At 60.6% G+C, this 24,020-nt stretch carries 18 protein-coding genes; 5 read left to right on the forward strand and 13 right to left on the reverse strand.

Annotated features, from left to right (window positions below):
- Positions 1-19: 19 nt before the first annotated feature.
- The 13 genes from C8N42_RS11125 to C8N42_RS11190 form a co-directional block, all read right to left on the reverse strand.
- Entirely contained in the window at positions 20-307 is a 288-nt protein-coding gene (locus tag C8N42_RS11125; protein WP_107816642.1) for a DUF1330 domain-containing protein, read from the reverse strand.
- A gap of 3 nt (positions 308-310) precedes the next feature.
- Positions 311-2,962, reverse strand: a complete 2,652-nt coding sequence (gene alaS / locus C8N42_RS11130) for an alanine--tRNA ligase (protein ID WP_107816643.1) — start codon at positions 2,960-2,962, stop codon at positions 311-313.
- A gap of 140 nt (positions 2,963-3,102) precedes the next feature.
- Positions 3,103-4,185 (reverse strand): recombinase RecA, encoded by a 1,083-nt coding sequence (gene recA, locus C8N42_RS11135; protein WP_107816644.1) that lies wholly within the window; start codon positions 4,183-4,185, stop codon positions 3,103-3,105.
- Between the two features lie 378 nt (positions 4,186-4,563).
- A complete protein-coding gene (locus C8N42_RS11140) occupies positions 4,564-6,858 on the reverse strand; it encodes an ATP-binding protein (protein WP_107816645.1) in 2,295 nt (764 codons plus the stop codon).
- Positions 6,859-7,117: 259 nt separating this feature from the next.
- On the reverse strand, positions 7,118-8,299 hold the full coding sequence (locus C8N42_RS11145) for an RsmB/NOP family class I SAM-dependent RNA methyltransferase (RefSeq protein ID WP_107816646.1): 1,182 nt from the start codon (positions 8,297-8,299) through the stop codon (positions 7,118-7,120).
- 79 nt (positions 8,300-8,378) lie between these two features.
- On the reverse strand, positions 8,379-9,728 hold the full coding sequence (locus C8N42_RS11150) for a tetratricopeptide repeat protein (RefSeq protein WP_170109274.1): 1,350 nt from the start codon (positions 9,726-9,728) through the stop codon (positions 8,379-8,381).
- Positions 9,729-9,990: 262 nt separating this feature from the next.
- Positions 9,991-11,442 carry an IMP dehydrogenase gene (gene guaB / locus C8N42_RS11155; protein WP_107816648.1) on the reverse strand — a complete coding sequence of 484 codons (1,452 nt, stop codon included), beginning with the start codon at positions 11,440-11,442 and terminating at the stop codon, positions 9,991-9,993.
- Positions 11,443-11,604: 162 nt separating this feature from the next.
- The gene (locus tag C8N42_RS11160) at positions 11,605-12,603 is read right to left on the reverse strand and encodes a TDT family transporter (protein ID WP_107816649.1); all 999 of its coding nucleotides are present in this window, start codon (positions 12,601-12,603) and stop codon (positions 11,605-11,607) included.
- 128 nt (positions 12,604-12,731) lie between these two features.
- Positions 12,732-13,823 (reverse strand): ABC transporter ATP-binding protein, encoded by a 1,092-nt coding sequence (locus C8N42_RS11165; protein ID WP_107816650.1) that lies wholly within the window; start codon positions 13,821-13,823, stop codon positions 12,732-12,734.
- A gap of 20 nt (positions 13,824-13,843) precedes the next feature.
- Positions 13,844-15,508 (reverse strand): alpha-glucosidase, encoded by a 1,665-nt coding sequence (locus tag C8N42_RS11170; RefSeq protein WP_107816651.1) that lies wholly within the window; start codon positions 15,506-15,508, stop codon positions 13,844-13,846.
- Positions 15,509-15,524: 16 nt separating this feature from the next.
- On the reverse strand, positions 15,525-16,787 hold the full coding sequence (locus C8N42_RS11175) for a carbohydrate ABC transporter permease (protein ID WP_107816652.1): 1,263 nt from the start codon (positions 16,785-16,787) through the stop codon (positions 15,525-15,527).
- 10 nt (positions 16,788-16,797) lie between these two features.
- Positions 16,798-18,003 (reverse strand): carbohydrate ABC transporter permease, encoded by a 1,206-nt coding sequence (locus C8N42_RS11180; protein WP_170109275.1) that lies wholly within the window; start codon positions 18,001-18,003, stop codon positions 16,798-16,800.
- A gap of 90 nt (positions 18,004-18,093) precedes the next feature.
- On the reverse strand, positions 18,094-19,362 hold the full coding sequence (locus tag C8N42_RS11190) for an ABC transporter substrate-binding protein (protein ID WP_107816653.1): 1,269 nt from the start codon (positions 19,360-19,362) through the stop codon (positions 18,094-18,096).
- Positions 19,363-19,706: 344 nt separating this feature from the next.
- Between C8N42_RS11190 and C8N42_RS11195 the strand changes: the two genes are divergently transcribed.
- The 5 genes from C8N42_RS11195 to C8N42_RS11215 all read left to right on the forward strand — a co-directional run bounded on the left by C8N42_RS11195 (position 19,707) and on the right by C8N42_RS11215 (position 24,010).
- The gene (locus tag C8N42_RS11195; protein WP_107816654.1) at positions 19,707-20,735 is read left to right on the forward strand and encodes a substrate-binding domain-containing protein; all 1,029 of its coding nucleotides are present in this window, start codon (positions 19,707-19,709) and stop codon (positions 20,733-20,735) included.
- A gap of 123 nt (positions 20,736-20,858) precedes the next feature.
- Positions 20,859-22,205 carry a GH1 family beta-glucosidase gene (locus C8N42_RS11200; RefSeq protein ID WP_107816655.1) on the forward strand — a complete coding sequence of 449 codons (1,347 nt, stop codon included), beginning with the start codon at positions 20,859-20,861 and terminating at the stop codon, positions 22,203-22,205.
- A 4-nt stretch (positions 22,206-22,209) separates the two neighbouring features.
- On the forward strand, positions 22,210-23,184 hold the full coding sequence (locus C8N42_RS11205) for a glucokinase (RefSeq protein ID WP_107816656.1): 975 nt from the start codon (positions 22,210-22,212) through the stop codon (positions 23,182-23,184).
- Between the two features lie 182 nt (positions 23,185-23,366).
- Positions 23,367-23,648: an STAS domain-containing protein gene (locus C8N42_RS11210; RefSeq protein ID WP_107816657.1), complete on the forward strand. Its 282-nt coding sequence runs from the start codon at positions 23,367-23,369 to the stop codon at positions 23,646-23,648.
- Positions 23,645-24,010: a response regulator gene (locus C8N42_RS11215; RefSeq protein WP_107816658.1), complete on the forward strand. Its 366-nt coding sequence runs from the start codon at positions 23,645-23,647 to the stop codon at positions 24,008-24,010. Before C8N42_RS11210 ends, C8N42_RS11215 begins: the two co-directional genes overlap by 4 nt.
- The last annotated feature ends 10 nt before the right edge of the window (positions 24,011-24,020 follow it).

The following is a 24,020-nucleotide window of genomic DNA, read 5'->3' on the forward strand; positions in this document are numbered from 1 at the left end:
TGGTCTCATGTGAGAGAGTTCACTCTTCGATTTCGATCACCACGATATCGCGCTCGGAGGCCCCATTGGCGTGGCTCAGCGCCTCCTGATATTCCGGGCTGTTGTAGCAGGCGACGGCGGCCTCCACGCTGTCGAAACGGGTCACTACGTTGCGCGGACGGTCGTTGCCTTCGAGCTGAACATAGCGACCGCCACGAGCAAGAAACTTGCCGCCGTGCTTGGCGATCGCGGAACCTGCAAGTTTGGCATAACGGCCATAGGCCTCTTCATCGGTGACCTTGATATTGGCGATCCAGAGTGCGGGCATGTCTTATCCTTTCAACAGGGTTTCTGCGGCTGCAATCGCGGCATCAGAACCGGAAAAATCCTTGCCCCCGCCCTGCGCCATATCGGGACGACCACCGCCGCCCTTGCCGCCCACGGCAGGCACTGCCGCCTTGAGCACATCCACGGCGGAAATCTTGTCGGTCAGGTCATCGGTCACACCACAGGCGACAGCCACCTTGCCGTCCTCTTCCGCAATCAGAAGGATCACGCCGGATCCAAGGTTGCTTTTATGCGCGTCGATCAGGGAACGCAGGTCCTTGCCGGAGACGCCTTGCAGCGCCTGAGCGAGGAATTTGACGCCGCCGATCTCCTTGGCCTCGACCCCACCTTTGGCCCCACCGCCAAGCGCGATCTGTTGCTTGAGGTTCGCGACCTCCTGCTCCAGTTTCTTTCGCTCCTCGGCCAATGCCTTGACGCGATCCACGACCTCGGCGACCGGCGCTTTCAACACATTGGCAACCTCAAACGCGCGATGCGCCTCAGTTTCAAGATGCGTAATCGCCGCCTGCCCGGTCAGCGCCTCGATCCGGCGTACACCAGCCGAGGAAGCGCTGTCCCCCAGCACCACGCAAAGCCCGATATCGCCCGTGCGTTTGACATGGGTGCCGCCGCACAATTCGATGGAATAGGTCTGCCCGTCCGTGCCCTTGCCGGTGTCGGCACGGCCCATGGAGACAACGCGGACCTCATCGCCGTATTTCTCGCCGAAAAGCGCCTGTGCGCCAATGGCACGGGCGTCGTCCGGGGTCATGATCCGGGTTTCGACCGCCGTGTTCTGACGGATAAACGCGTTCACGTCACGCTCGACCTTGGCGATTTCCTCGGCGCTCAGCCCCTTGGCATGCGAGAAGTCGAAGCGCAGACGATCCGGCGCATTCAAAGACCCGCGCTGCGCGACGTGATCGCCCAAAGTCTCGCGCAGGGCCTCGTGCAGGAGGTGCGTGGCGGAGTGGTTGGCGCGAATGGCGGCACGACGGGCATGATCGACCTCAAGCGCAGCCGGGGCGCCTACCCTGATCTCGCCGGTTTCGACGGTGGCAAAATGGATGAAGACACCCGCAACCTTTTTCGTGTCGGTGACTTTGGCGATGGATTTCTCCACGCGGATCACACCGGTGTCGCCGACTTGGCCACCGCTTTCGCCATAGAACGGCGTCTGGTTCACCACGATCTGTACGGTATCGCCCGCCTTCGCGCTCTCGACGCGTGCACCGTCCTTCACGATGGCGACGATCTCGCCCTCGGCCTTTTCGGTGTCATAGCCCAGAAATTCCGTGGTGCCCTTGTCTTCCGCGATGTCGTACCAGACGGTCGCATCCGCCGTTTCACCTGACCCGGCCCAGGCGGCACGCGCCTTGGCTTTCTGTTCGGCCATGGCGGCATCGAACCCGTCGGTGTCGACTTCCACGCCCTTCTCACGCAACGCGTCCTGCGTCAGATCGAGCGGGAAACCGTAGGTGTCGTAAAGCTTGAACGCCGCCTCGCCCGGAAGTTTCTCGCCCTCGGGCAGGTCCACAAGTTCCTCTTCGAGAAGCTTGAGACCACGATCCAGCGTCTGGATGAAACGGGTTTCTTCGAGTTTCAGCGTTTCCTCAATCATCGCCTGACCGGTGCGCAGCTCCGGATAAGCTTCACCCATCTGGCGCACCAGTTCGGGCACCAGCTTGTGCATGATCGGGTCTTTCGCACCCAGAAGGTGCGCGTGACGCATGGCGCGGCGCATGATCCGGCGCAGCACATAACCCCGGCCCTCGTTCGAGGGCATCACACCATCCGCGATCAGGAAGGAGGTGGAGCGCAGGTGGTCGGCAATCACCCGGTGATGCACGTTCTTGTCGCCATAAGGATCGACCGAAGTGGCGTTGGCCGAAGCCTCGATCAGCGACCGCATCAGGTCGGTATCGTAATTGTCATGCGAGCCTTGCAGCAGCGCTGCGATGCGCTCAAGCCCCATGCCGGTGTCGATGCTCTGCATCTCCAGATCGACCATGGACCCGTCGGCGAAGCGCTCGTTCTGCATGAACACGATGTTCCAGATCTCGATGAAACGATCGCCGTCCTCTTCCGGCGAGCCCGGAGGGCCGCCCCAGATGTGATCGCCATGGTCGTAGAAAATCTCGGTGCAGGGACCGCAAGGCCCGGTGTCGCCCATCTGCCAGAAATTGTCGGAGGTCGCGATACGGATGATCCGGTCTTCCGGCACGCCGACTTTCTTCCAAATCTCAAAGGCTTCGTCATCCGTGTGATAGACGGTCGTGTAGAGCCGGTCCTTCGGGATGTCGAAATCTTTGGTGATCAGTTCCCAGGCAAAGGGGATCGCTTCCGGCTTGAAGTAATCCCCGAAGGAGAAGTTGCCGAGCATCTCGAAAAACGTGTGGTGGCGCGCCGTATAGCCCACATTGTCCAGATCGTTGTGCTTGCCGCCCGCGCGCACGCATTTCTGCGCCGTGGTGGCGCGCACGTAATCGCGTTTTTCCACCCCGGTGAAGCAGTTCTTGAACTGCACCATACCGGAGTTGGTGAACATGAGCGTCGGATCGTTGCGTGGCACGAGCGGTGAGCTTGGCACGACGGTGTGACCGTTGCGTTCGAAATAGCTGAGGAAGGTGGAGCGGATATCGTTCACGCTGGGCATGTTGGGCGCGTCCTTACGGAAAAGTCTTGGCGTTCGGCATGGTTTACCCGCGCGCGCCCGTGCTGTCCATAAGTGCCAAACGGAAAAGGGCCGAAACCACTGCGGCTTCGGCCCTCACATCCTCGGGATGTCCGGACGACTTATTCGTCGTCTTCAATCATGTCACCGTGATCGAACCCGTCACCAAGGTCGAAATCGAGCCCATGGGCGGCGCGGATCTTGTCCTCGATCTCAAGTGCTACCTGCGGGTTTTCCTTGAGATAGCGTTTCGCATTCTCGCGGCCCTGCCCGATACGCTCATCGCCATAGGAGAACCAAGCGCCGGATTTATCCACCACGCCGGCCTTGACACCAAGATCCAGAAGCTCGCCGGTTTTCGAGATGCCTTCGCCATACATGATGTCGAATTCGACCTGCTTGAACGGCGGCGCAACCTTGTTCTTCACGATTTTCACGCGGGTTTCGTTGCCGACGACTTCGTCGCGATCCTTGATCGCGCCGATGCGGCGAATGTCCATGCGCACGGAGGAATAGAACTTGAGCGCATTGCCGCCCGTCGTGGTTTCGGGTGAGCCGAACATCACGCCGATTTTCATACGAATCTGGTTGATGAAGATCACGGTACATTTCGAGCGGCTGATCGAGCCGGTCAGTTTGCGCATCGCCTGCGACATCAGACGCGCCTGAACGCCCACGGAACTGTCGCCCATGTCACCTTCGAGCTCGGATTTCGGCGTGAGTGCCGCCACAGAGTCGACCACGACAAGCGACACCGCACCGGAGCGCACCAGCGTATCGACGATCTCAAGCGCCTGCTCGCCGGTGTCCGGCTGGGAAATCAGAAGTTCGTCGAGATCGACACCGAGTTTCCGGGCATAGATCGGATCGAGCGCATGTTCGGCGTCGACAAAGGCGCAAACGCCGCCCTTTTTCTGTTCCTCGGCAACGCAATGCAGCGTCAGCGTGGTTTTCCCCGAGGATTCCGGGCCGTAAATCTCGACGATCCGCCCCTTCGGAATACCGCCGATGCCAAGCGCGATATCGAGACCGAGCGAGCCCGTGGAAGTGGCCTCGATCTCCTGCACCGGATTGTCGGCACCGAGTTTCATGATGGAGCCCTTGCCGAATTGTCGCTCGATCTGCGCCAGCGCGCTTTCCAGCGCCTTCTGCTTTTCCCCGTTCTGCTTGTCGTTCTTTGCCATGTCTTTGGTCGCCGTTGCCATCTGTTCAATCCCTTATCTCACACCCGTCAAAAAGCGTCCATCGCGTATAAGGCGCGGAATTGGGACCTGCTCCGAACGGGGCTCTTGTTCGCCTCTTGTTCTCATTGATCTTTATGAGTACAAAGAGAGAACATTTCAACTTAAATTTACGAAAACCACCTTGAGACAGAAATGGTTAACGACCGGTTATCAAAATACGCATGTATGAAAAAATTCAAACATCACCTGAAGGTAACGCCAGAACTCCATTGAATATAAAGACTTATCAAGGCGTTTCGCATAAAATCTGAATCACAGATTTAATGTGAAGCGCTCACAACGTTTATATATTGTACTGCGTTTTGCTTTTTCCCTGCCTCAGATAAACAGCAAAACGCTTTAGTGAAACTGTGCCTGCACCGTCGCCGTCAGTTCCGAAAGCGAGAAGGGTTTAGGCAGGAAGACCGAATTCGGAATACGCGACTGCTGTTCGGAGAAATGATCCTCCGCATAGCCCGAGACGAACACCACCTTGACCCCCGGACGATGTTTCAGCGCCTCGGAGACCCAGCTCGGTCCATCCATGCCGGGCATGATCACGTCGGAGACGAAGACGTCGATATGCAGACTCTCATCCTCCAGCGTCTCCAGCGCCTCTTCGGCATTCTCCGCCTCGATCACCGTGTAGCCCCTGAGCCGCAGCGCACGCGAGGCAAAGGCCCGCACCGGAGCCTCGTCTTCGACCAGAAGAATTACGCCGGAGCCACGTTCCGACGACGGGGCGGGTTCTGGCTCCGGCCTGTTCGCCGCCTCGACCACCGCCTCGGCCCGCGCCGTATGGGCAGGCAGGAAGATGGTAAAGGCCGTGCCGGACCCAACCACGCTGTCAACGAAAATAAAGCCACCGGTCTGTTTGATGATGCCGTAAGCGGTGGAGAGACCAAGCCCGGTCCCCTCGCCCGTACGCTTCGTGGTGTAGAAAGGTTCGAACACTTTCTGAAGCCGGTCCGGCGCGATGCCGATCCCCTGATCCGACACGATCACGACAACATATTCGCCCGCCGGTATCGTCGCCCGGTCGCGAAAGAAGGCGTCGCGCAGGACTTCGTTGCGGGTCTCGATCCTGATCGCACCGCCCGCGGGCATGGCGTCGCGCGCATTGACCACAAGGTTCATGATCACCTGTTCGAGCTGGCGTTTATCCACCCGGATCGGCAGAAGACCCGCATCGTGATCAAGCGACAGGCTGACCTTTTCGCCCACCAGACGGTTCAGAAGATGGGTCAGATCCGACAGCGTATCGCGCAGGTCGATGACCTCGGGTTTGAGCGTCTGCTTGCGCGAGAAGGCCAGAAGCTGCCCGACCAGAGAGGCGGCACGGTTGGCGTTCTGATGAATCTGGACCAGATCACCATAATCCGAATCCGCCTTGTCGTGACGCAGGAGCAAAAGATCGCAATGTCCTGAAATCGCAGTCAAAAGATTGTTGAAATCATGCGCCACGCCGCCGGCAAGCTGGCCGATGGCCTGCATCTTCTGCGACTGCACGAATTGCGCTTCGAGCGATTTCAGTTCGGTCGCATCGGACAGCACGGCGATCAGTTCGATCTGGTCCTTCTTGCCCTCGACCCGGTTGAGCGAGATTTGCAGAAAAGTGTCGCCCTGCGGGCGCGCGGCGCGCACGAATTCCGGCTTGCGGGCGCGCCCCATGGCCACATCCGTCACCCAGTCCTGAACCGGACGCCCCAACCCCTCGACCAGATCGCCGAGGCTGAGCCGGTCGTGTGTCGGGATCGCCAACAGGTCGCGCGCAGGCCGGTTCGATTGCAGGATGCGCCCATCCACCGCCACTTTCAAAAGCGCGACCGGCAGCGCGTCGAGAGCCTCCCAGGCACCAACCGTCGGCGTCGTTTCCGGGAGAAAATACAATTCTTTCCGTCCCGATCCTGAACTCTCGTACTGTGCCACGCGGGCATAAATTCGTCCCTCGGTTCCCGCCAGAACATGCACATCGCCCGGACGAATCGGCAGGTCCGTCACCATCCGGTCCAGCGCTTTTTCCCGATGCCCGATCAGCCGCCGCATCGGTTCGTTCATGAACAGAACCGCATTGTTCTTTGAGAGGGTGACCATCGGCAGGGAAATCGCATCGCCATCCAGCGCACCGCCACGTTCCGCCATGTCTTCGAGACGCCACAGGAAACCGCTTTCCCCGATCAGATGTACCGACAGACGCATATGACCGTGGCGCATCACCACGTCTTCGCGCGCAGCACCCTTGGCCAGCGCCCGCGATTGCAACCGGCTGAACGTCGCGCCGGGAGCGGCGAAGACCTCTTCGAGCGCGGAAAGCAAGGTCTGTCCGCCCCGCCCCCCGAAACGTTCGATCGCGGCCCGGTTTTCATAGCCGATCACGCCGTTCAGATCGGTGGTGAACGACGGCGCGGCATCATTGGAAACGAATTCGGCCAGCGCCATGTTGAGCCGGTTGCGCACAAGGCGCTGACGGTGGTTCAACATACGGACCAAGACGACCGTCCAAAGCAGCGCCGCCCCGGCACAGAAGATGATCAGACCAAGCTCAGGCATGGGCAAAAACAGCGCCGCAACGCAAAGAGCCAGCCCCGCCAGCGCGAGCCACATGCTATAAGGCGCGATCCGTTCAGCCTGTTTCGACAATGGCCCTGCAGTCATACTGGCACTGATCACCTGTTCCCCTTTGCATTTTCTCTTCCGGGGTCGCTAATCCGATTGTGCAGCGCACAGGTCAAAGCGAGGTCCCACGGGGTCATTCCCGATGTCTTGCCGATCACGGGGCCAAGCTTGCGGTGATTTGGTTAATGGCACTTTAATCGGCAGCACAAAAAAAGAATAAAACGCGAAAAACTATCGGTAAAGTTGTATCAGCGCTTAAACTTAAACGTATGGAAAAAGAGTGTTTTCGACTTTCACATCACCCCGCGCGCCGGAGCGTCGCATAGAAAAACCCGTCACCACCTTCCAGCGGGCTGATCTGTCTCTGACGGATCAGTTCGAACGCATCGTGGCGTGCCAGAAATCCCGCGATCTGCCCGGCATTTTCAGCCGCGAACAGCGAACAGGTGGCATAGGCTAGAACCCCGCCCGGACGCACGCGCGGAGCGACCTCTTCCAGAATTTCGGCCTGAAGCGCGGCGAGACGATCCAGCCGCGCCTGCGTCAGCGCCCATTTGCCCTGCGGACTGCGGGAAAAGGCACCTGAGCCGGAACAGGGTACATCGCAGAGCACCAGATCGTAGGACGGAGCCAGATCGGCCTTGCGCGCGGTGGTCACAGCAATCCCGGCACGAGAGGCACGCGGGGCGATGTCCTGCATCCGCGCGGGATCGACGTCATGAACGGTAAGGGTCAAAGCGGCACGCGCGCCCATGGCGAGGCTCTTGCCGCCACCGCCCGCACAGTAATCCAACACTGACATGCCATCTTCGAGCGGCAGGCCGTCGATGATCGCCTGCGAGCCCGCATCCTGCAATTCGACCACGCCGGTGAGATAGGCCTGTGATCGTGCGACGGCGCGCGCGCCGCGGGTCACTTTCAGAGCCGTCTCGGACAGCGGATGCGGCACCGCCTCAATCCCGTCATCAGAGAGCAACTCAAGCGCATAACCCAAGGTGGATTTACGGATATTCACACGCAGGAAGACATCGGAGCGCTGACGCAACAGCATAAGCGCTGCGTCGGTCTCTTCGCCGAGGCTTTCCTGATAGAGCGGCAAAAGCCAGTCGGGACAATCGAGGCGCACGCCGCGCGGAGCACCATCCAGCGCAGGAGGCGCAACGCGTTCCTCGGCGGTCAGAGGCCGGGGCGCGAAACGGTCGTCACAGAACAGCGTATCGGGGTCGACGCCCTGTGCCCTGAGCGCGCCGATCATCAGTTGACGCCCGGAGGGGCGCGCCTCTCCCGCACCGCCGAGCCAGCCATAGGAACGCTTGCAGCGCAACGCGTCGAACACATGATCGCGGATCGCCGCCCGGTCTTTGGACCCGGCGAAACGATGCCCGCGCGCCCAATTGGTCAGGACGCGCTCGGCATTCTCTCCGGCGAGCACATCGTCGAGACATTCGATCGCAGCGGACAGTCGGGCGGCAGGGGTCATTCAGGGCTCCGGTGGCGGATCGGACACGATCCCTCAGTTCAGACCTACACCGCCCCCGTCCGACAATCAACTTGGGCCATCACCGCGCCAGAAGTTTGCCGATCAGCTCAGGCTCAAGCACCCGTTCAGCGCAATTCTCTTCCTCCGGCAGGGTTTTGCAGAGCTCGTAGAGCCCTTTGAGGGTACGCGGCCCGGCATAGCCATCAAGCGCGCCACTGTAGAGACCCTCGGCCTTGAGATCCCCCTGAAGCATGTAGATCGCGAGGTTCGGATTGGCCTTGTACAATTCCTTACCGAACCATGCGGTCATCAGAGCCGGGTTGGCGGCGACCTCGTCTTCGATCTGCGCGGCCATCTTCGGCAGGTCCTGGGCCCTGCGGCGGGTCGCGGCTTCGATCGTCAGGCCGTATTGCGCCCGTTGTTCCGCACTCAAAAGATCGCCATGCGCCTCAAGCGAGGCCAGAGCGCCCCCCGGGTCCTTGCGGATGTTATAACGGTTGCCGTCGCGTTGCAGCGAGATCAGGTTCAAAAGCGCCGTGACATTGCCGTCCTGAGCCGCGGTTTCCAACTCGGACAGCGCTTGCGGGCCGCTGGCCTTCATCGAAATCCCCCAAGTCGCGCGTTGCGATTCCAGAACGGCGATGCGTTCCTCACCCGCCATGCGCGCCTTGTCCGCGAACCCGTCGAATTTGCCGCGCGATTCCGGTCCGAGATAGCCGTACATCGCGCCCTCGGCCAGCGTGACCCAAGCCGAGCTTTCGCCCATTTCACCCGCCCGGATCAGGTCGGACTCGGCCGCTTTCCAGTCTTTTTCACTCCACATCATCATGGCACCATAAGCCGCAAGCCCGGCCCCATCGCCCGCAGCGGCGGCCTCCTCGAACAGGGCCTCGGCCCGCTCCCAGTCTTTCGCCAACGGCTTGCCATAGAGATAGAATTCCCCGAGCGCGATCTTGGCCCGCACATCGCCCTGCCCGGCGGCCTCTTCGAGAAGCAGCAGGCCACGGTCAATGTCCTGGGGCATGACCCAGCCGCCAATCAATTGCTGGCCGAGCACCCGCATCGCCTCACTGTTGCCCTGAGCGACCGCAGCACTCAGAAGCCGGTCGGCCTCGGCCAGATTTTTCGCCAGCGGTGTTCCCCAGAGATAGGCCTGCCCCAATGTCGACTGCGCCTGTGCATCCCCGGCCTCGGCGGCTTTCGACAACAGGAGCGTGGCGGCTTCGGCATCCTGATCGACACCGCCATAGCCCCACAACAGTGCGCTGCCCAGTTGATTGGCCGCCGCCATATCCCCCGCCTCCGCAGCGGCTTTCAGCGCCGAGGCGTCCAAATCCTCTGCCGTACCTGCCAAGGGCAGGACAAGACAGATCACGGCACAACTCACCGTACCCCAAAGTGCGATTTTCCGAAGTCCCGATTGCAGCATATTCCCCTCCTCTTCCCAACGTCGGTCATGGCTCGGAGAAGATCGCATTCCGCCCGTCACAGGGCTGACAGGCAAATCCTCCACCTGTCTTGCGTATAGGTCCGGCCCCATGGCCGTTCGATTATTAAAGCACAAAATCGGGAAAATATCAATTTGCCATAGCGTCACAAACTCTGTTCGGCAAAAATGAAAAGACGCCACGGTTTATCCCGCAGCGTCCTGTCTCATTCTTGTCCCCTGGCTTTCTTGCCTTGTCCCCGGCTCAGCCGATCCGATAGTTCGGGCTTTCGCGGGTGATCTGCACGTCGTGGACGTGGCTTTCCTTGAGACCCGAACCCGTAATCTTCACGAATTCGCAGTTCCTGCGCATCTCCGCGACGCTGGCGCAGCCGGTGTACCCCATGGAGGCGCGCAGGCCACCGACCATCTGATGCAGCACAGTCGCAACCGGGCCTTTGTACGGCACCTGACCCTCGATGCCTTCAGGCACGAGCTTGTCAGAGGCGGCGTCCTTCTGGAAATAGCGATCCGCCGAACCGCGCGCCATGGCGCCCAATGAGCCCATGCCGCGATAGGATTTGAACGACCGGCCCTGATAGAGAATGACCTCACCCGGGGACTCATCCGTGCCGGCAATCATCGAGCCGACCATCGCGACCGAAGCCCCCGCCGCGATGGCTTTGGAGAAATCGCCGGAGAATTTGATGCCGCCGTCGGCGATGATCGGCACATCCCCCGCCGCCTTGGCGCAATCCATGATGGCGGTGAGCTGCGGCACACCGACACCTGCGACCATGCGCGTGGTGCAGATCGAGCCGGGCCCGATGCCGACCTTGACCGCATCCGCACCCGAGTCGATCAGTGCCTTGGTGGCCGCCCCAGTGGCGACGTTGCCCGCGATGATCTGAACCTTGTCACCGAAAATCTTCTTGGCTCGCGCCACGGCGTCGATCACGCCCTGGGAATGACCATGCGCCGTGTCGATCACGATGATGTCGACACCCGCATCCACCAGTGCCTCGGATCGCGCGAACCCCGCATCCCCCACGGAGGTGGCGGCGGCCACGCGCAGACGCCCAAGCGCGTCCTTGCAGGCCGAAGGGTTCAACACGCTCTGTTCGGTGTCCTTCAAGGTCAGAAGGCCGGTGAGACGCCCGTCCTTGTCGGTGACCAGAAGTTTCTCGATCCGGCGCGCCTTCATCAGGGAGATTGCCTCGTCACGGTCGGCGGGTTCGGTGAGCACCGCGAGGTTGTCGGAGGTCATCACCTGAGACACCGGCGTGTCGTCGGAGGTGGCAAAGCGCATGTCGCGGTTGGTGACGATACCGACGATGCGGCGATCCGCGTCGATCACCGGGAAGCCGGTGAAATTGTACTGTGCGCAGAGAGCTTTCGCATCGGCGATGGTTTGGTTCGCGGTCAGCGTCACCGGGTTGTAGACGATGCCGGATTCAAACCGTTTGACCCGACGCACCTCCATGGCCTGTGCTTCGAGGTCGAGGTTCTTGTGGATTACCCCGATGCCGCCGGCCTGCGCCATGGCGATCGCCATGCGGGCTTCGGTCACGGTATCCATCGCCGACGACAGCAGCGGAATGTTCAACTGAATGGATTTGGTGACATAGGTCTTGGTATCGGCTGTGGACGGCAGCACAGAGGATGCGGCCGGAACAAGTAATACGTCATCGAAGGTAAGCGCCTCGCGAATCTCCATCGGGTCTCTCCATGGGGGATACGGTTTGGCACGTCCCTATTGCATGGATACCCCACAATGGAAAGGGCGTTTTGTGTCTTTTACCAAGATGTCACCCAAGATTTAGGGCCGCACTCCGGAGAGACGCAGCCCTTCTTCGAGTATTTTCCAGTAAAGGAAACGTCAGACCGTCGCGGCGTTGGTGGCCTTGGAAAGCTTGCCGCGCATCCAGATTTGCATGATTTTCGAAGCGATATAGACGATCACAAGCGTGGCGGCGACCAGCTCCAGCCCGCCGACGATCCGGAAAGGCACAGGCGTTAGCGTGGCGGCGGCGAACATCATGTTGGCGAAGGCCGCGAGCGGAAAGGTGAAGGCGCCCCAGAGCGCGGAGAAATCTCCCTTGGTCAGGTAGCGCACGCCAACAAGGTAAACGATCAGAGCGGTCACCCCGATCCATGCAAAAGCCAGCGCCAGCGTGGTATAGCCCACAAGCGTCGCAACGATGCCGAAAAGCGACAAGGGTGCGATATGGATCGCCAGAAGCGGGCGCAGCGGTGGCGGCACATCGGCTTTGGCGAATTGCATCGCGGAGATAATCCAGATCGCAGCGGCAATCGGCAGGGTCGTGGCGAAGAGGAATTGCGACAGGCCGACCCAACCCAGAGGCACGGCGGAGAGCGGCGCAAGGATATAACCGACAAAAGACAGATGCCAGGCAGGCGTCACACGGCGTTGCTCGGCGGGGCCAAGCGTGAAAGACCGGATGATAAGGAGTGCGACAACGGTCAGCGCGATAAGCGAGAGCACCAGAACGGTTTTCGCAGCGCCCGCCGAGTAGGGCACGAGGGCGGCGGCGAATAGAAAGCCGGTATCCGCACCCGCAGCCAATCCGGCACGCCCCGGCAAAATGCGCAGATCTTCGGCGATCACCGAGGGGCGGCGTGCCATCTTGGCGAAATAGGTCAGGAGCGCAAAGAGATAGAGCAGCGAGAATGCGCCCAAGAGCATTTCCCCGATCCACACCGGCGCGCCGGGGATCACCCTGGCCGCATTGCGCCAGGCGAGCCCGAGACCCATCAGCCCCATGATCGGCGGAAAGATCGCGGGCGGCGTGGCGCGCCAGAAGCCCTGCGGCGCGGCATTGAACGGTTTCGGCATGATGCGGGGCGGAGTGGACATGTGATCTGGCCTTCAAACATATATTTCAAAGGCTGAATATCACCCTGCCCTGCCCCGCGAAAGCCTCTCGTGAGGGCGCAATGTCGCGGGCAGATGGAAAAAGGGCGACGTGAGGTCGCCTCTTTCCGTCAATCTTTCGGACGCATCGACAGCCCGTCGGCGAAGAGGTGCACCTTTTCCGGCGGGGCGGAGAGTTTTACGGTCTGGCCTTTGAGACCCGCGTGAATACCCGGCAATTTGGCAATGATCGGATCGTTGCCGCGCTCGGCGACGAAATACAAAAGCGTCACCTCGCCCAGAGCCTCCACCACATCGACCACACCGTCGAGGATCGCCTCACCTTCCGCAAAATGCATATCTTCCGGGCGTACGCCAATATTGACACGGCGGCCCATGTCCTCAGCACGCGTCGGGATCGCGGAGGTGGCGATGCCTTCGCCGTCGAGTTTGACACGGGTCTGAGCGCCGGTCTCGATGATCTCCCCCGCAAGCAGGTTCATCGCAGGCGAGCCGATGAATTGCGCGACGAACTCATTGTCCGGGCGTTCATAGAGATCGAGAGGCGAACCGACCTGAGCGATGCCTTTGTTGGCCAGAACCACGATGCGGTCGGCCAATGTCATGGCCTCCACCTGATCGTGGGTCACATAGATCATCGTGCTCTCGGGCATACTTTCCTTGAGCTGCGCAATCTCAAGCCGGGTGGCAACGCGCAGGGCAGCGTCGAGGTTGGAAAGCGGCTCGTCGAACAGATAGACCTTCGGGTCGCGCACGATGGCGCGGCCGATGGCGACGCGCTGACGCTGACCGCCGGAGAGCGCCTTGGGCAGGCGGTCGAGGTAATCTTCGAGCTGGAGGATATGCGCCGCCTTCATCACTGCCTCTTTGATCTCGTCCTTCGACCTTTTGGCGAGTTTCAACGAGAAGGCCATGTTGTCGTACACGGTCATATGCGGGTAGAGCGCGTAGCTCTGGAACACCATGGCGATGCCGCGCTGCGCGGGCGGCACATCGTTGACGCGAACCCCGTCGATCTCAAGCGTCCCGCCGGAGATTCTCTCCAGCCCCGCAATCATCCTGAGAAGCGTGGACTTGCCACAGCCCGAGGGCCCGACGAACACGATCAACTCGCCGGTCGCGATGTCGAGATTGATGTCCTTGAGGACTTCGACCTTGCCGCCGTAGACCTTCGAGACGTTTTCCAGTTTCAGTTCCGCCATAACGCTCTCCCCTCGCGCTTTTAGTGGTCTTCGGGTTTCTCACGCAGCATGAGCGCCGGTTGCCACGGCCCGAGATGCAGCTTGCCGTCCTCCATCGGAGAGGCGGAATTCAGCTCGCTGCCGACATGATGCCAGTTCCCCTCCGGCGCGTCGAGCGTTGCGGGCTGATCGGACAGGTTGAAGACACAATAAAGCTCTTCGTCCCCGGTCTTGCGGGTGAAGGTGAGGCAAGCGCCCTCGACCGTCATATCCGTCATCTCGCCGCTCCTCAGCGCCGGATGGGCATGACGGAAGGCGATCGCACGGCGGTAGTGATGCAGGATCGAACCGGGATCGTATTCCGACTGCGCCACCGAAAGCGACAGGTGGTCCGGGCTGACCGGCAACCAAGTGCGCGGGGCCTCGGAGAAGCCGCCGTGATGCTGGGTCTGATCCCAAACCATCGGCGTGCGGCAGCCGTCGCGGCCCTTGAACTCCGGCCAGAAACGGATGCCATAGGGGTCTTGCAGATCCTCGAAGGCGACATCCGCCTCCGTCAGACCCAATTCCTCGCCCTCGTAGATACAGGCCGAGCCGCGCAGGCACATCATCAGCGTGGTGAAGGCGCGCGCGCCCATCGGGTCGAGATGCCAGCGCGACATGTGCCGCACCACGTCGTGGTTGGAATAGGCCCAGCAAACCCAGCCATCGGAAGCCACCTCGTCCACCTTGTCCATGACCGACTTGATATAGGCCGGTTTCGGCGTGTCGCCGGACAGAAGGTCGAAAGCGTAGCACATATGCATGAGATCATCGCCGGAAGTGTATTCGCCAACAATCTCAAGATCGCGCTGGTCATCCCCGACTTCACCCACGGCAGCCGCGTTGTAGGGCTCCATCACCGTCCGCAGCTTGCGCAGAAAATTCAGATTCTCAGGACGGGATTTATCGTAAATGTGGTTCTGCCAAGTATAGGGGTTTACCGAGGGCGCGGTTTTCGAGGTGCGCAGCTCAGGCGCGAGCGGCGGGTTGTCGCGCAGCTCCGCGTCATGGGTGTAGAAGTTGATCGTATCGAGCCGGAACCCGTCCACACCCCGTTGCAACCAGAAGCGCGCGACATCCAGAAGCGCCTCCTGAACCTCGGGTTCGTGGAAATTCAGGTCGGGTTGTTCGACGAGGAAGTTGTGCAGGTAATATTGCAAACGCCCCGCGTCCCATTGCCAGCCGGAGCCGCCGAAGATCGACAGCCAGTTGTTCGGCGGCGTCCCGTCGGGCTTCGCATCGGCCCAGACATACCAGTTGGATTTCGGATTGTCCTTGGAGGACCGGCTCTCCGTGAACCACGGGTGCTGGTCCGAGGTATGCGACAGCACGAGGTCAATCATCACCTTGACGCCGAGGCTGTGCGCCGTGTCGATCACCGCGTCAAAATCGGCCAAAGTGCCGAACATCGGATCGACATCGCAGTAATCCGAGACGTCATAGCCGAAATCCTTCATCGGCGAGGTGAAGAAGGGCGAAATCCAGATCGCATCCACCCCGAGCGAGGCGATGTAGGGCAGACGGTTCACGATGCCCAGAAGGTCGCCCACCCCGTCGCCGTTGCTGTCCTGAAACGAGCGCGGGTAGATTTGGTAGATGACGGCCCCGCGCCACCAGTCTTTTTCACGGGTGAATCCTGCGGGAGAGGAGGAAGCTGCGTTCATGGTTATGCTCTTGATGTTACTTCACGGACCCGGCCAACAGGCCACGCACGAGATATTTCTGCATGAAGAAGAAGACGGTCAGCGGCACGGCGATCGACACGAAGGCTGCGGTCGCAAGGATTTCCCAGTTGCCGCCACGCGTGCCCAGAAGCTCGACGATCTGGCGCGTCATCACGGTGGTCTCGCCGGAACTGTCGATCAGGAACACGAGCGCCACAAGCAGGTCATTCCAGGTCCAGAGGAACTGGAAGATCGCGAAGGAGGCAAGCGCCGGAAACGAGAGCGGCAGGATGATTTTCGTGAAAATCTGGAACTCCGTCGCCCCGTCGACGCGGGCATTCTCGATGATGTCCTTCGGAAGACCGACCATGTAGTTGCGGAGCAAGTAGATCGCGAGCGGCAGGCCAAAACCGGTATGCGCCGCCCAGACCCCCAGGTAGCCTTTCGAATTGATCGTATCGCCAGGCTCGAAACCGAGCATCCGCCCGATGCTTCCGACCTCGGCAAACCGCCGTGCATTCCCCGGAGCTGGCGTGCCCATCAGATCGACGAACCACTCGACCACCGCCCCGTGGAAGCTCAGGAGCGGGATCAGAGCCAGTTGCAGCGGCACGACGAGAAGCCCGACGATCACCGCGATCAGAAACGCCCGCCCGCGAAAATCCATCCACGCCAGCGCATAGGCCGCAAAGGCTGCGATCAGGATCGGGATCACGGTGGCAGGAATCGTCACGGTGAAGGTGTTGATGAAGGCCTTGCCCATCTTATCGGTGGCCTTGCCGGAAAACAGCACCGTGCGGTAGTTCTCAAGCGTGAAGGACGGCGGCGTCTTGGCGGTGATGAACACCCGCTCGCCGCGCGAGCCACTATATTCCGTGTCGTTGACCAAGCGATAATCGCCGTTTTCTTCAACGGTCAACTGGCCATCTTCACCCAGATCGGCGGTCTCGCCGGGCACGTAAGCGGCAATGTCCCGCGAAGACGTGCCCCAGACGGAAATCGTCCCCGCCTTGGCACCCTCTTCTTCGAAAAGATTGCCCTCGATCACGTATTTGCCGTCAATCTGTTGCTGGGTTTCGGGCGACGCCGTGCGGATCATCGTGTTCTGTTCCTGCGGGAACAGTGCCTTCCACCAGCCGGAGCTGGAAATCTGGTCGGCGGTACGAAACGACGAGACGAACAGCCCAACTGTCGGGAAGAGCCAGAGCAAGACCAGAAAGAGCACCGAAAGATGCGTGGCCCAGATCAGCGCGGGTTTCTTGCCGGCAATATTGTCCATGATCCAGCCCTCACTTCATCTCTTTGCGTGCGTTGTAGACGTTCCACACGAGGATCGGCGTCACCAGGAGCATGATCACCATGGCCGATGCCGAGCCGACACCCCAGTCGCGGGCACGGAACAATTGGTCATACATGTAATTGGCAAGCACCTGTGTCTCCCACTGGCCGTTGGTCATGGCGAACACGATGTCGAAGATTTTCAACACCACGATGGTGATCGTGGTCCAGACGACGACGATGGTCCCCATGATCTGCGGCACCTTGATGCGGAAGAATATCTGGAACGGATTGGCCCCGTCGACGATGGCCGCCTCGATGGTTTCCTCCGGCACGCCCCGCAGTGCTGCCGAGAGGATCACCATGGCGAAACCGGTCTGAATCCAGATCAGCACCACCATCAGGAAGAAATTGTTCCAGAACGGAATGGTCAGCCACTGCTGCGGGGTATCGCCCCCCAGCGCCATGTAGATTGCATTGAGGATACCGATCTGCTCCGTGCCCAGAGGCCGGGCGTCATAGACCAGTTTCCAGATCACGGCGGCACCGACGAAAGAGATCGCCATGGGCATGAAGATCAGCGACTTGGCGATGGAGCCCCAGCGGATGCGGTCGGTAAGCTGCGCCACCAGAAGACCGAAGGCAGTGGAGGCAGCGGGCACGACCAGAAGCCAGAAGGCGTTGTTGCGCATCGCCTCCCAGAATTTCGGGTCAGCCGACATCTTGCGATAGTTTTCGAGCCCCACATAGGCCCCGCCGAGATCGCGATCCGTGAGCGAGAGCCGCAGTGTCTCGAACACCGGATAGGCCAGATAAAGCCCAAGAGCCGCAAGACCCGGCAAAAGGAACAGCCAGGGCCGGACAAGGTTCGCGCGGTTGATGTTTTCCCCAGCCGACCTGCCTGAGATGGGAAAAAGATACTTTACCAATACAACGAGAGCAAAAGTTAAAACAGAAACCGAAATAATCGAATAATAGCCGCCCCACGATTGCAACTTCCAAAGAGGAAAAGGTTTCACCCCAATGAGAACTATAGCCAATATCACGAGGCCCACGGCGACGTAACCGTACAAACGATACCGCTTGGATGTCGGCGCACTCAGATTTCGCGCCGGGAAGATCACCTTGTCGAGGATGATGTTGGAAAAATAGAAATACCCGATACAGGCGCCGACGCCGATGGCGATGGTCAGAAGACCCTGAAGTGCCGGATGCATTGTCTCTCCCCTTCGATCTGTCGGCCCTTGATACGGACGCGAAAGCCCCCGGCCCCGAAGGGCCGGAGAAGCTCGTTGTGTCTGAACTGATTACTTCAGCGCATCCCAGGAGGCCTGGATCGACTTGGCAACATCCTCGGCGGGTTCACCACCGGCGTAATCCACCATGCCGGTCCAGAAGGAGCCAGCTCCCACGCCGCCCGGCATCAGGTCGGACCCGTCGAAGCGGAAGGTGGTCGCACCGAGCAGGATCTCGTTCATCGCCTTGGTCGCCGGATCGCCGAATTTCGACGTATCGACACCTTTATGCGGGGTCAGGAAGCCCTTTTGCGACATCCAGACCTCATGCGCCTCAGGCGTTTCGAGGAACTCGATGAACTGATGCGCCGCCGGGCTGTCGTTGGTGATTGCCCAGAGCGTGCCGGCACCGAGCACCGGGTTGCCGAGCTCTTTTTCGGCGTAGGCCGGGAAGTAGAAGAAATCGACATCCTCGCCCTCAACCGTGCCTTCGGGGAAGTAGGCCGGAATGAAGGAGGCCATGCGGTGCATGTAGCACTGCGGCGGCGAGGTAAAGAGACCTTTCGGACTGTCGCGGAAATCGGTGGAGGCCACGGCCCCCGCCCCGCCGGAGACGAAAGCGTCGTTGCGGGCGAACCAGCCGAACTCCTCAATCGCGGCGACCACGCGCGGATCGTCGAATTTCACCTCGTTGGAGACCCAGCCGTCATAAACCTCGGGCGGCTGCGTGCGCAGCATCATGTCCTCGACCCAATCGGTCGCCGGCCAGCCGGTCGCGGCCCCGGACCCCAGCCCGATGCACCACGGCACTTCGCCGTCGGCAGCGATCTGTTCGGTGAGCGCCTTCAGATCCTCCATGGTTTCGGGAACTTCGTAGCCCGCATCCTCGAAGTTTTCCGGCACGTACCACACGAGAGATTTCAAATCGACCTTGTAGAAAAAGCCATAAAGCGCCTCTTCGCCATCGGGACCGGCAGAGGTGCCGAGATCCACCCAGGACTGACCGGCGGCGTAATTGTCACGCACCCAGTTTTCGACATCGTCCCCCAGCGGCGTCAGGAAGCCGCGCTTCGCCATATCGGCGGCCAGCCCCGGCTGCGGAAACACCGCAACGTTCGGAGCAGAACCCGCTTCCGCGTCGATCACGATCTGCTGTTCGAAACTGTCGGACCCGACATAGGCGACATCGAGGCCGCTCTGTTCTTCAAAGAGTTCAAGGACCTTCTCGACCATTTCCTGGTCGGCGCCGATCCAGGGACCAGCGATGGTCAAATCCTGCGCCTGCGCGCCTGCCGCCATGAGGGCGAGCGTCGCGGCACCGGTCATAAGTGTCTTTTTCATGTAAACCTCCCAGTTTCATACCCGGACACGGGCGAGGAAATCTTAGCGCTATCGGCCCGAAAATCAATCACTTCCCAAACCGTCAAAGCGCTTTGATACCCGCACCCTGTCGGAAGCCCGCTCCGGTGTCAATGACACGGATCAAAAGGACTTCACGACGTCAGACATAACTTGTAACACTTCCGTAACGTCATTTCGACACAGGCCGCAACCCTGCACCACCAACCCGGCGGAGGTGCAAACTCCCATCTTTACCTCTGCCCCGACCTCGGTCTAGCGTGGCAGGATATCGCAGATCACACCGCAGATCATATCTCGGAACACCACGGAACCACGGGGATCACATGAACCTCAAAGAGCTTTCCACCCTGCTCGGCCTGTCCCAGACGACCGTCTCCCGCGCCCTCAACGGATACCCGGAGGTCTCGGAGGTGACGCGTCAAAAGGTGTTGAAAGCCGCCCGCAAGTACAATTACGCCCCGAATCCGCGCGCCCGCGGACTTGCCACTGGGCGCAACCATGCCGTGGGCCATATCATCCCGCTGTCCAAGGGGCACGAGATGGTCAACCCGGTCTTTGCCGATTTCATTGCGGGCGCCTCCGAAATCTATTCACGCGAAAACATCGACATGCTGCTGACCGTGGTGCCCGACAGCGATGAGGCGGACGCCTATCGAAAGATCGCCGCAAAAGGCTCGGTCGACGGGGTGATCGTGCACGGCCCTAAGGCCGATGATCCGAGAATCAAGTTATTACGCGACATCGGCATGCCCTTCGTCGTGCATGGTCGATCTGGAAGCGCCGACGAGAATGAGTATTCCTGGGTCGACATGAACAACGCCCGCGCCTTTGAGCGGGCGACAAAATTCCTGATCGACCTCGGGCACCGGAGGATTGGCCTGCTGAACGGGCTGGAGAGCATGGACTTCGCCGCCAAGCGTCGTGCCGGCTATCGCACCGCGCTTGAGTCCGCCGGGATCACAGAGGACCCGGACTTGTGCCACAGCGCCGAGATGACCGAGGAATTCGGCTATGTCGCGGCGATGAAAGTGCTTACCCTGCCCGACCCTCCGACCGCGCTTCTGACCTCTTCGATCATCGTCGGTTACGGCGTGCGCCGGGCGCTGGATACGCTGGGTCTGAGGATCGGCAAGGATGTCTCGCTGATCGTGCATGACGACGAGTTGTCCTATATGCGCAACGGCAGTTCCGAACCGATCTATACCGCGACCCGCTCCTCGGTCCGGCTTGCCGGTCGGATCTGCGCGGAGATACTTCTCGACCAGATCGCCCACCCCGAACGCCCCCCTCGCCATGAACTGCTCGATGCCGATCTGATCATCGGCCACACCACCGGCCCGGCACCGAAATAACCCCGTGACCGGAGCCAGCGGCAGCCCTGTTTGTTTGCGCTAAAATCAAAGCGCTTTGAACTTGCCCGCGACCGATATTTCCCGCTATAAGCGCAGCCAGCCCCTTCAGATATGGAGCGCCACATGACCCAAGCCACACTCCCCACCCTCGCCCGCAAGGATTTCCCGGACGGCTTCCTGTTCGGGGCCGCCACCGCTGCCTATCAGGTCGAAGGTCATAAATTCGGCGGTGCCGGGCCTTGCCACTGGGACAGCTTCGCCGCCACACCCGGCAATGTGCTTCGAGCCGAAGACGGTGCCGTGGCCTGCGATCAGTACCACCGCTACGGCGAGGACATGGACCTTCTGCGCGCGGGCAATTTCGATGCCTACCGGTTCTCGACAAGCTGGGCACGGGTGATCCCCGAAGGCCGCGGAGCGGTGAACCGCGCAGGGCTCGATTATTACGACCGCCTTGTCGATGCGATCCTTGAGCGCGGGCTGGAACCGCATGTCACGCTCTATCACTGGGAACTGCCCTCGGCGCTCTCCGATCTGGGCGGCTGGACCAACCCGTCGATCGCCCGATGGTTCGGCGATTTCGTCGAGGTGATCGACGACCGGATCGGCGACCGGGTCGCGACCTATGCCACGATCAACGAGCCGTGGTGCGTTTCCTACCTTTCGCACATGCTGGGCCATCACGCGCCGGGGCTGCGCAACATCCGCGCCGCCGCGCGTTCAATGCATTACGTGCTTAAGGCCCACGCCGAAGCCATCGCCCGGCTGCGCGCACACGGTCGCGAGAACCTCGGCATCGTGCTCAATTTCGAACACACCCAGCCCGCCAGCGACAGCCCGGCGGATGTCGCCGCCGCCGCCCGTCAGGACGCAACCCACAACCGCTGGTTCATCGAAGCCATCGCCAAGGGGCGCTATCCGAAAGAGGCGCTTGAGGGCCTTGAGCCGCATCTGCCGCATGACTGGCAGGAGGATCTCAAGGCAATCTCGCGTCCGATCGACTGGCTCGGCGTCAACTATTACACACGCAATCTCGTCGCCCATGACACTGAGAGCCCCTGGCCTTCGACCGCCCCGGCACAAGGCCATCTCGCCACCACCCAGATGGGCTGGGAGATTTGCCCCGAGGGGCTTGAGGCGCTGCTTCTTCGGCTCAAGGAGAACTATGTCGGCGATCTGCCGCTGATGGTGACGGAAAATGGCATGGCCTGGGACGATCATGTGAGAAACGGCGTGGTGGACGATCCGGAGCGCTGCGCCTTTATCCGCGATCACATGGCGGCGATGCACCGGGCGATCCAACAGGGTGTCAATCTCAAGGGCTTCTTTTACTGGTCGCTTCTGGACAATTACGAATGGGCCTTCGGCTATGAACGGCGCTTCGGCATGGTGCATGTGGATTTTGAGACATTGAAACGCACCCCCAAAGCCTCGTATCACATGTTGAAAGAGCTCTTAAAACGGACCTGACCCCATGCCGCAGCACCCCGCCGACACCCTCACCCTCGTGGCCGATATCGGCGGCACCAACACTCGTGTGGCGCTGGCGGATGGGGTCAAACTTCTGCCGGAGACGATCCGGCGCTATTCCAACCGCAAGTTTCCGGGGCTGGAAAGCGTCCTGCGGCAATATGTCGAAGACGAGGGTGGTGTGGATTGCAAGGGTGCCTGTGTCGCGCTGGCCGGGCCGGTGCGCGATGGCGTCGGCACGATGACCAATCTCGACTGGACCATCGACCGCGACACGTTACATCGGGCCACACAGGCCGAACATGTCTCCATTCTCAACGACTTGCAGGCCCAGGGTCATGCCCTCGGACTTGTCGCCGCCCCGAATATCCGCCCCGTCATCGACGCCCCCGCCGCCTCGCCGCAGGCGGTGCGTCTGGTCGTCGGCATCGGCACAGGCTTCAACGCCGCGCCGGTGTTCGAGACCGCCACGGGGCGTTTTGTGGCCCCTTCTGAGAGCGGTCACGCCAACCTGCCGATCCGCACCGCGCACGAACTCAAACTCTGCGCATTCGTCGAAACCGCGCATGGCTTCCCGGCAATCGAGGACGTACTCTCCGGTCGCGGGCTTGAACGCGTCTATCTGTTTCTCGGCACCGAAGCCGATGCCCCGCGGGAAAAATCGGCGGCAGAGATCATGACAGCGGTTGAGACTGGCGAGGATACCGTTGCCACCGAGGCCGCCCGACTCTTCGTGCGCATGCTCGGCACGGTGGTGGGAAATCTCGCGCTCATTCAACTGCCCTTCGGCGGTATCTATCTGGTCGGCGGCGTGGCGCGTCACATCGCACCTTACCTAGACCGTTTCGGTTTTGACGAGGCGTTCCGCGACAAGGGGCGTTTCGCCGGGTTCATGAAGAATTTTTCCGTCTCCGTGATCGAAGACGACTATGCGGCCCTCACGGGATGCGCCTCGCATATGCACAACATCTATCCATAACCAATTATATTAAAAAAGTTTTTCAAAGACGCTTCAAAACGAGGCGCGGATATTTCCGTGATTCATTAAATCGGGAAACGTAACCTCGTTTTAACTCCCTTGCCCTTACACAAGGTCCCGTGACCGCAGTTGTAAGGGAATTTGGAGATGTCTCACCCCGGACATAATGAAAGCGTGCGCACATGACCACACATGTGCAACTCCACGACCGGCTCGATTATCAATCCGTGATGCCTCTGATGGCGGAACTTGCGGCCATCAGCGACGACACACTGGTCATTGATGCCGGAAATATCCGTCATCTTGGCACCCTGCCGCTTCAGGTGATCCTTTCCGCAGTCAAAACGCGCGCGGCCCAAGGCAAGAGCACGCGTCTGGCCAATGCCTCCGACAACTGCGTCGACATGCTGGGCCTCTTTGGCTTCACCCCCGAAACACTGACCCAACCGGAGGCCTGGACATGAGTCTGCAAGTTCTCGCTGTCGACGACAGCCGCACCATGCGCGATATGCTCAATCTCGCCCTTTCGTCCGCGGGCTTTACCGCTCATCTCGCCGAAGACGGTGTTCACGCCCTCGAAATGCTTGAAGTCACCGAACCCGACGTGATCATCACCGACATCAACATGCCGCGCATGGACGGATTCCGCTTCATCGACGCCGTGCGCTCCAACGACAAGTGGAGCCGCATCCCGATCCTCGTGCTCACGACTGAGAGCGCCGATGAGCTTAAGGCCAAGGCCCGCGCCGCCGGTGCCACCGGCTGGATCGTCAAACCCTTCGACCCCGCCAAACTCGTCAAAGCCCTGCAAATGGTGGCTGGTTAAGAGGTTTCCG

Origin of the sequence: Celeribacter persicus, from assembly GCF_003050785.1 — a bacterium.
In the GTDB taxonomy this organism is placed as follows: Bacteria; Pseudomonadota; Alphaproteobacteria; order Rhodobacterales; family Rhodobacteraceae; genus Celeribacter; species Celeribacter persicus.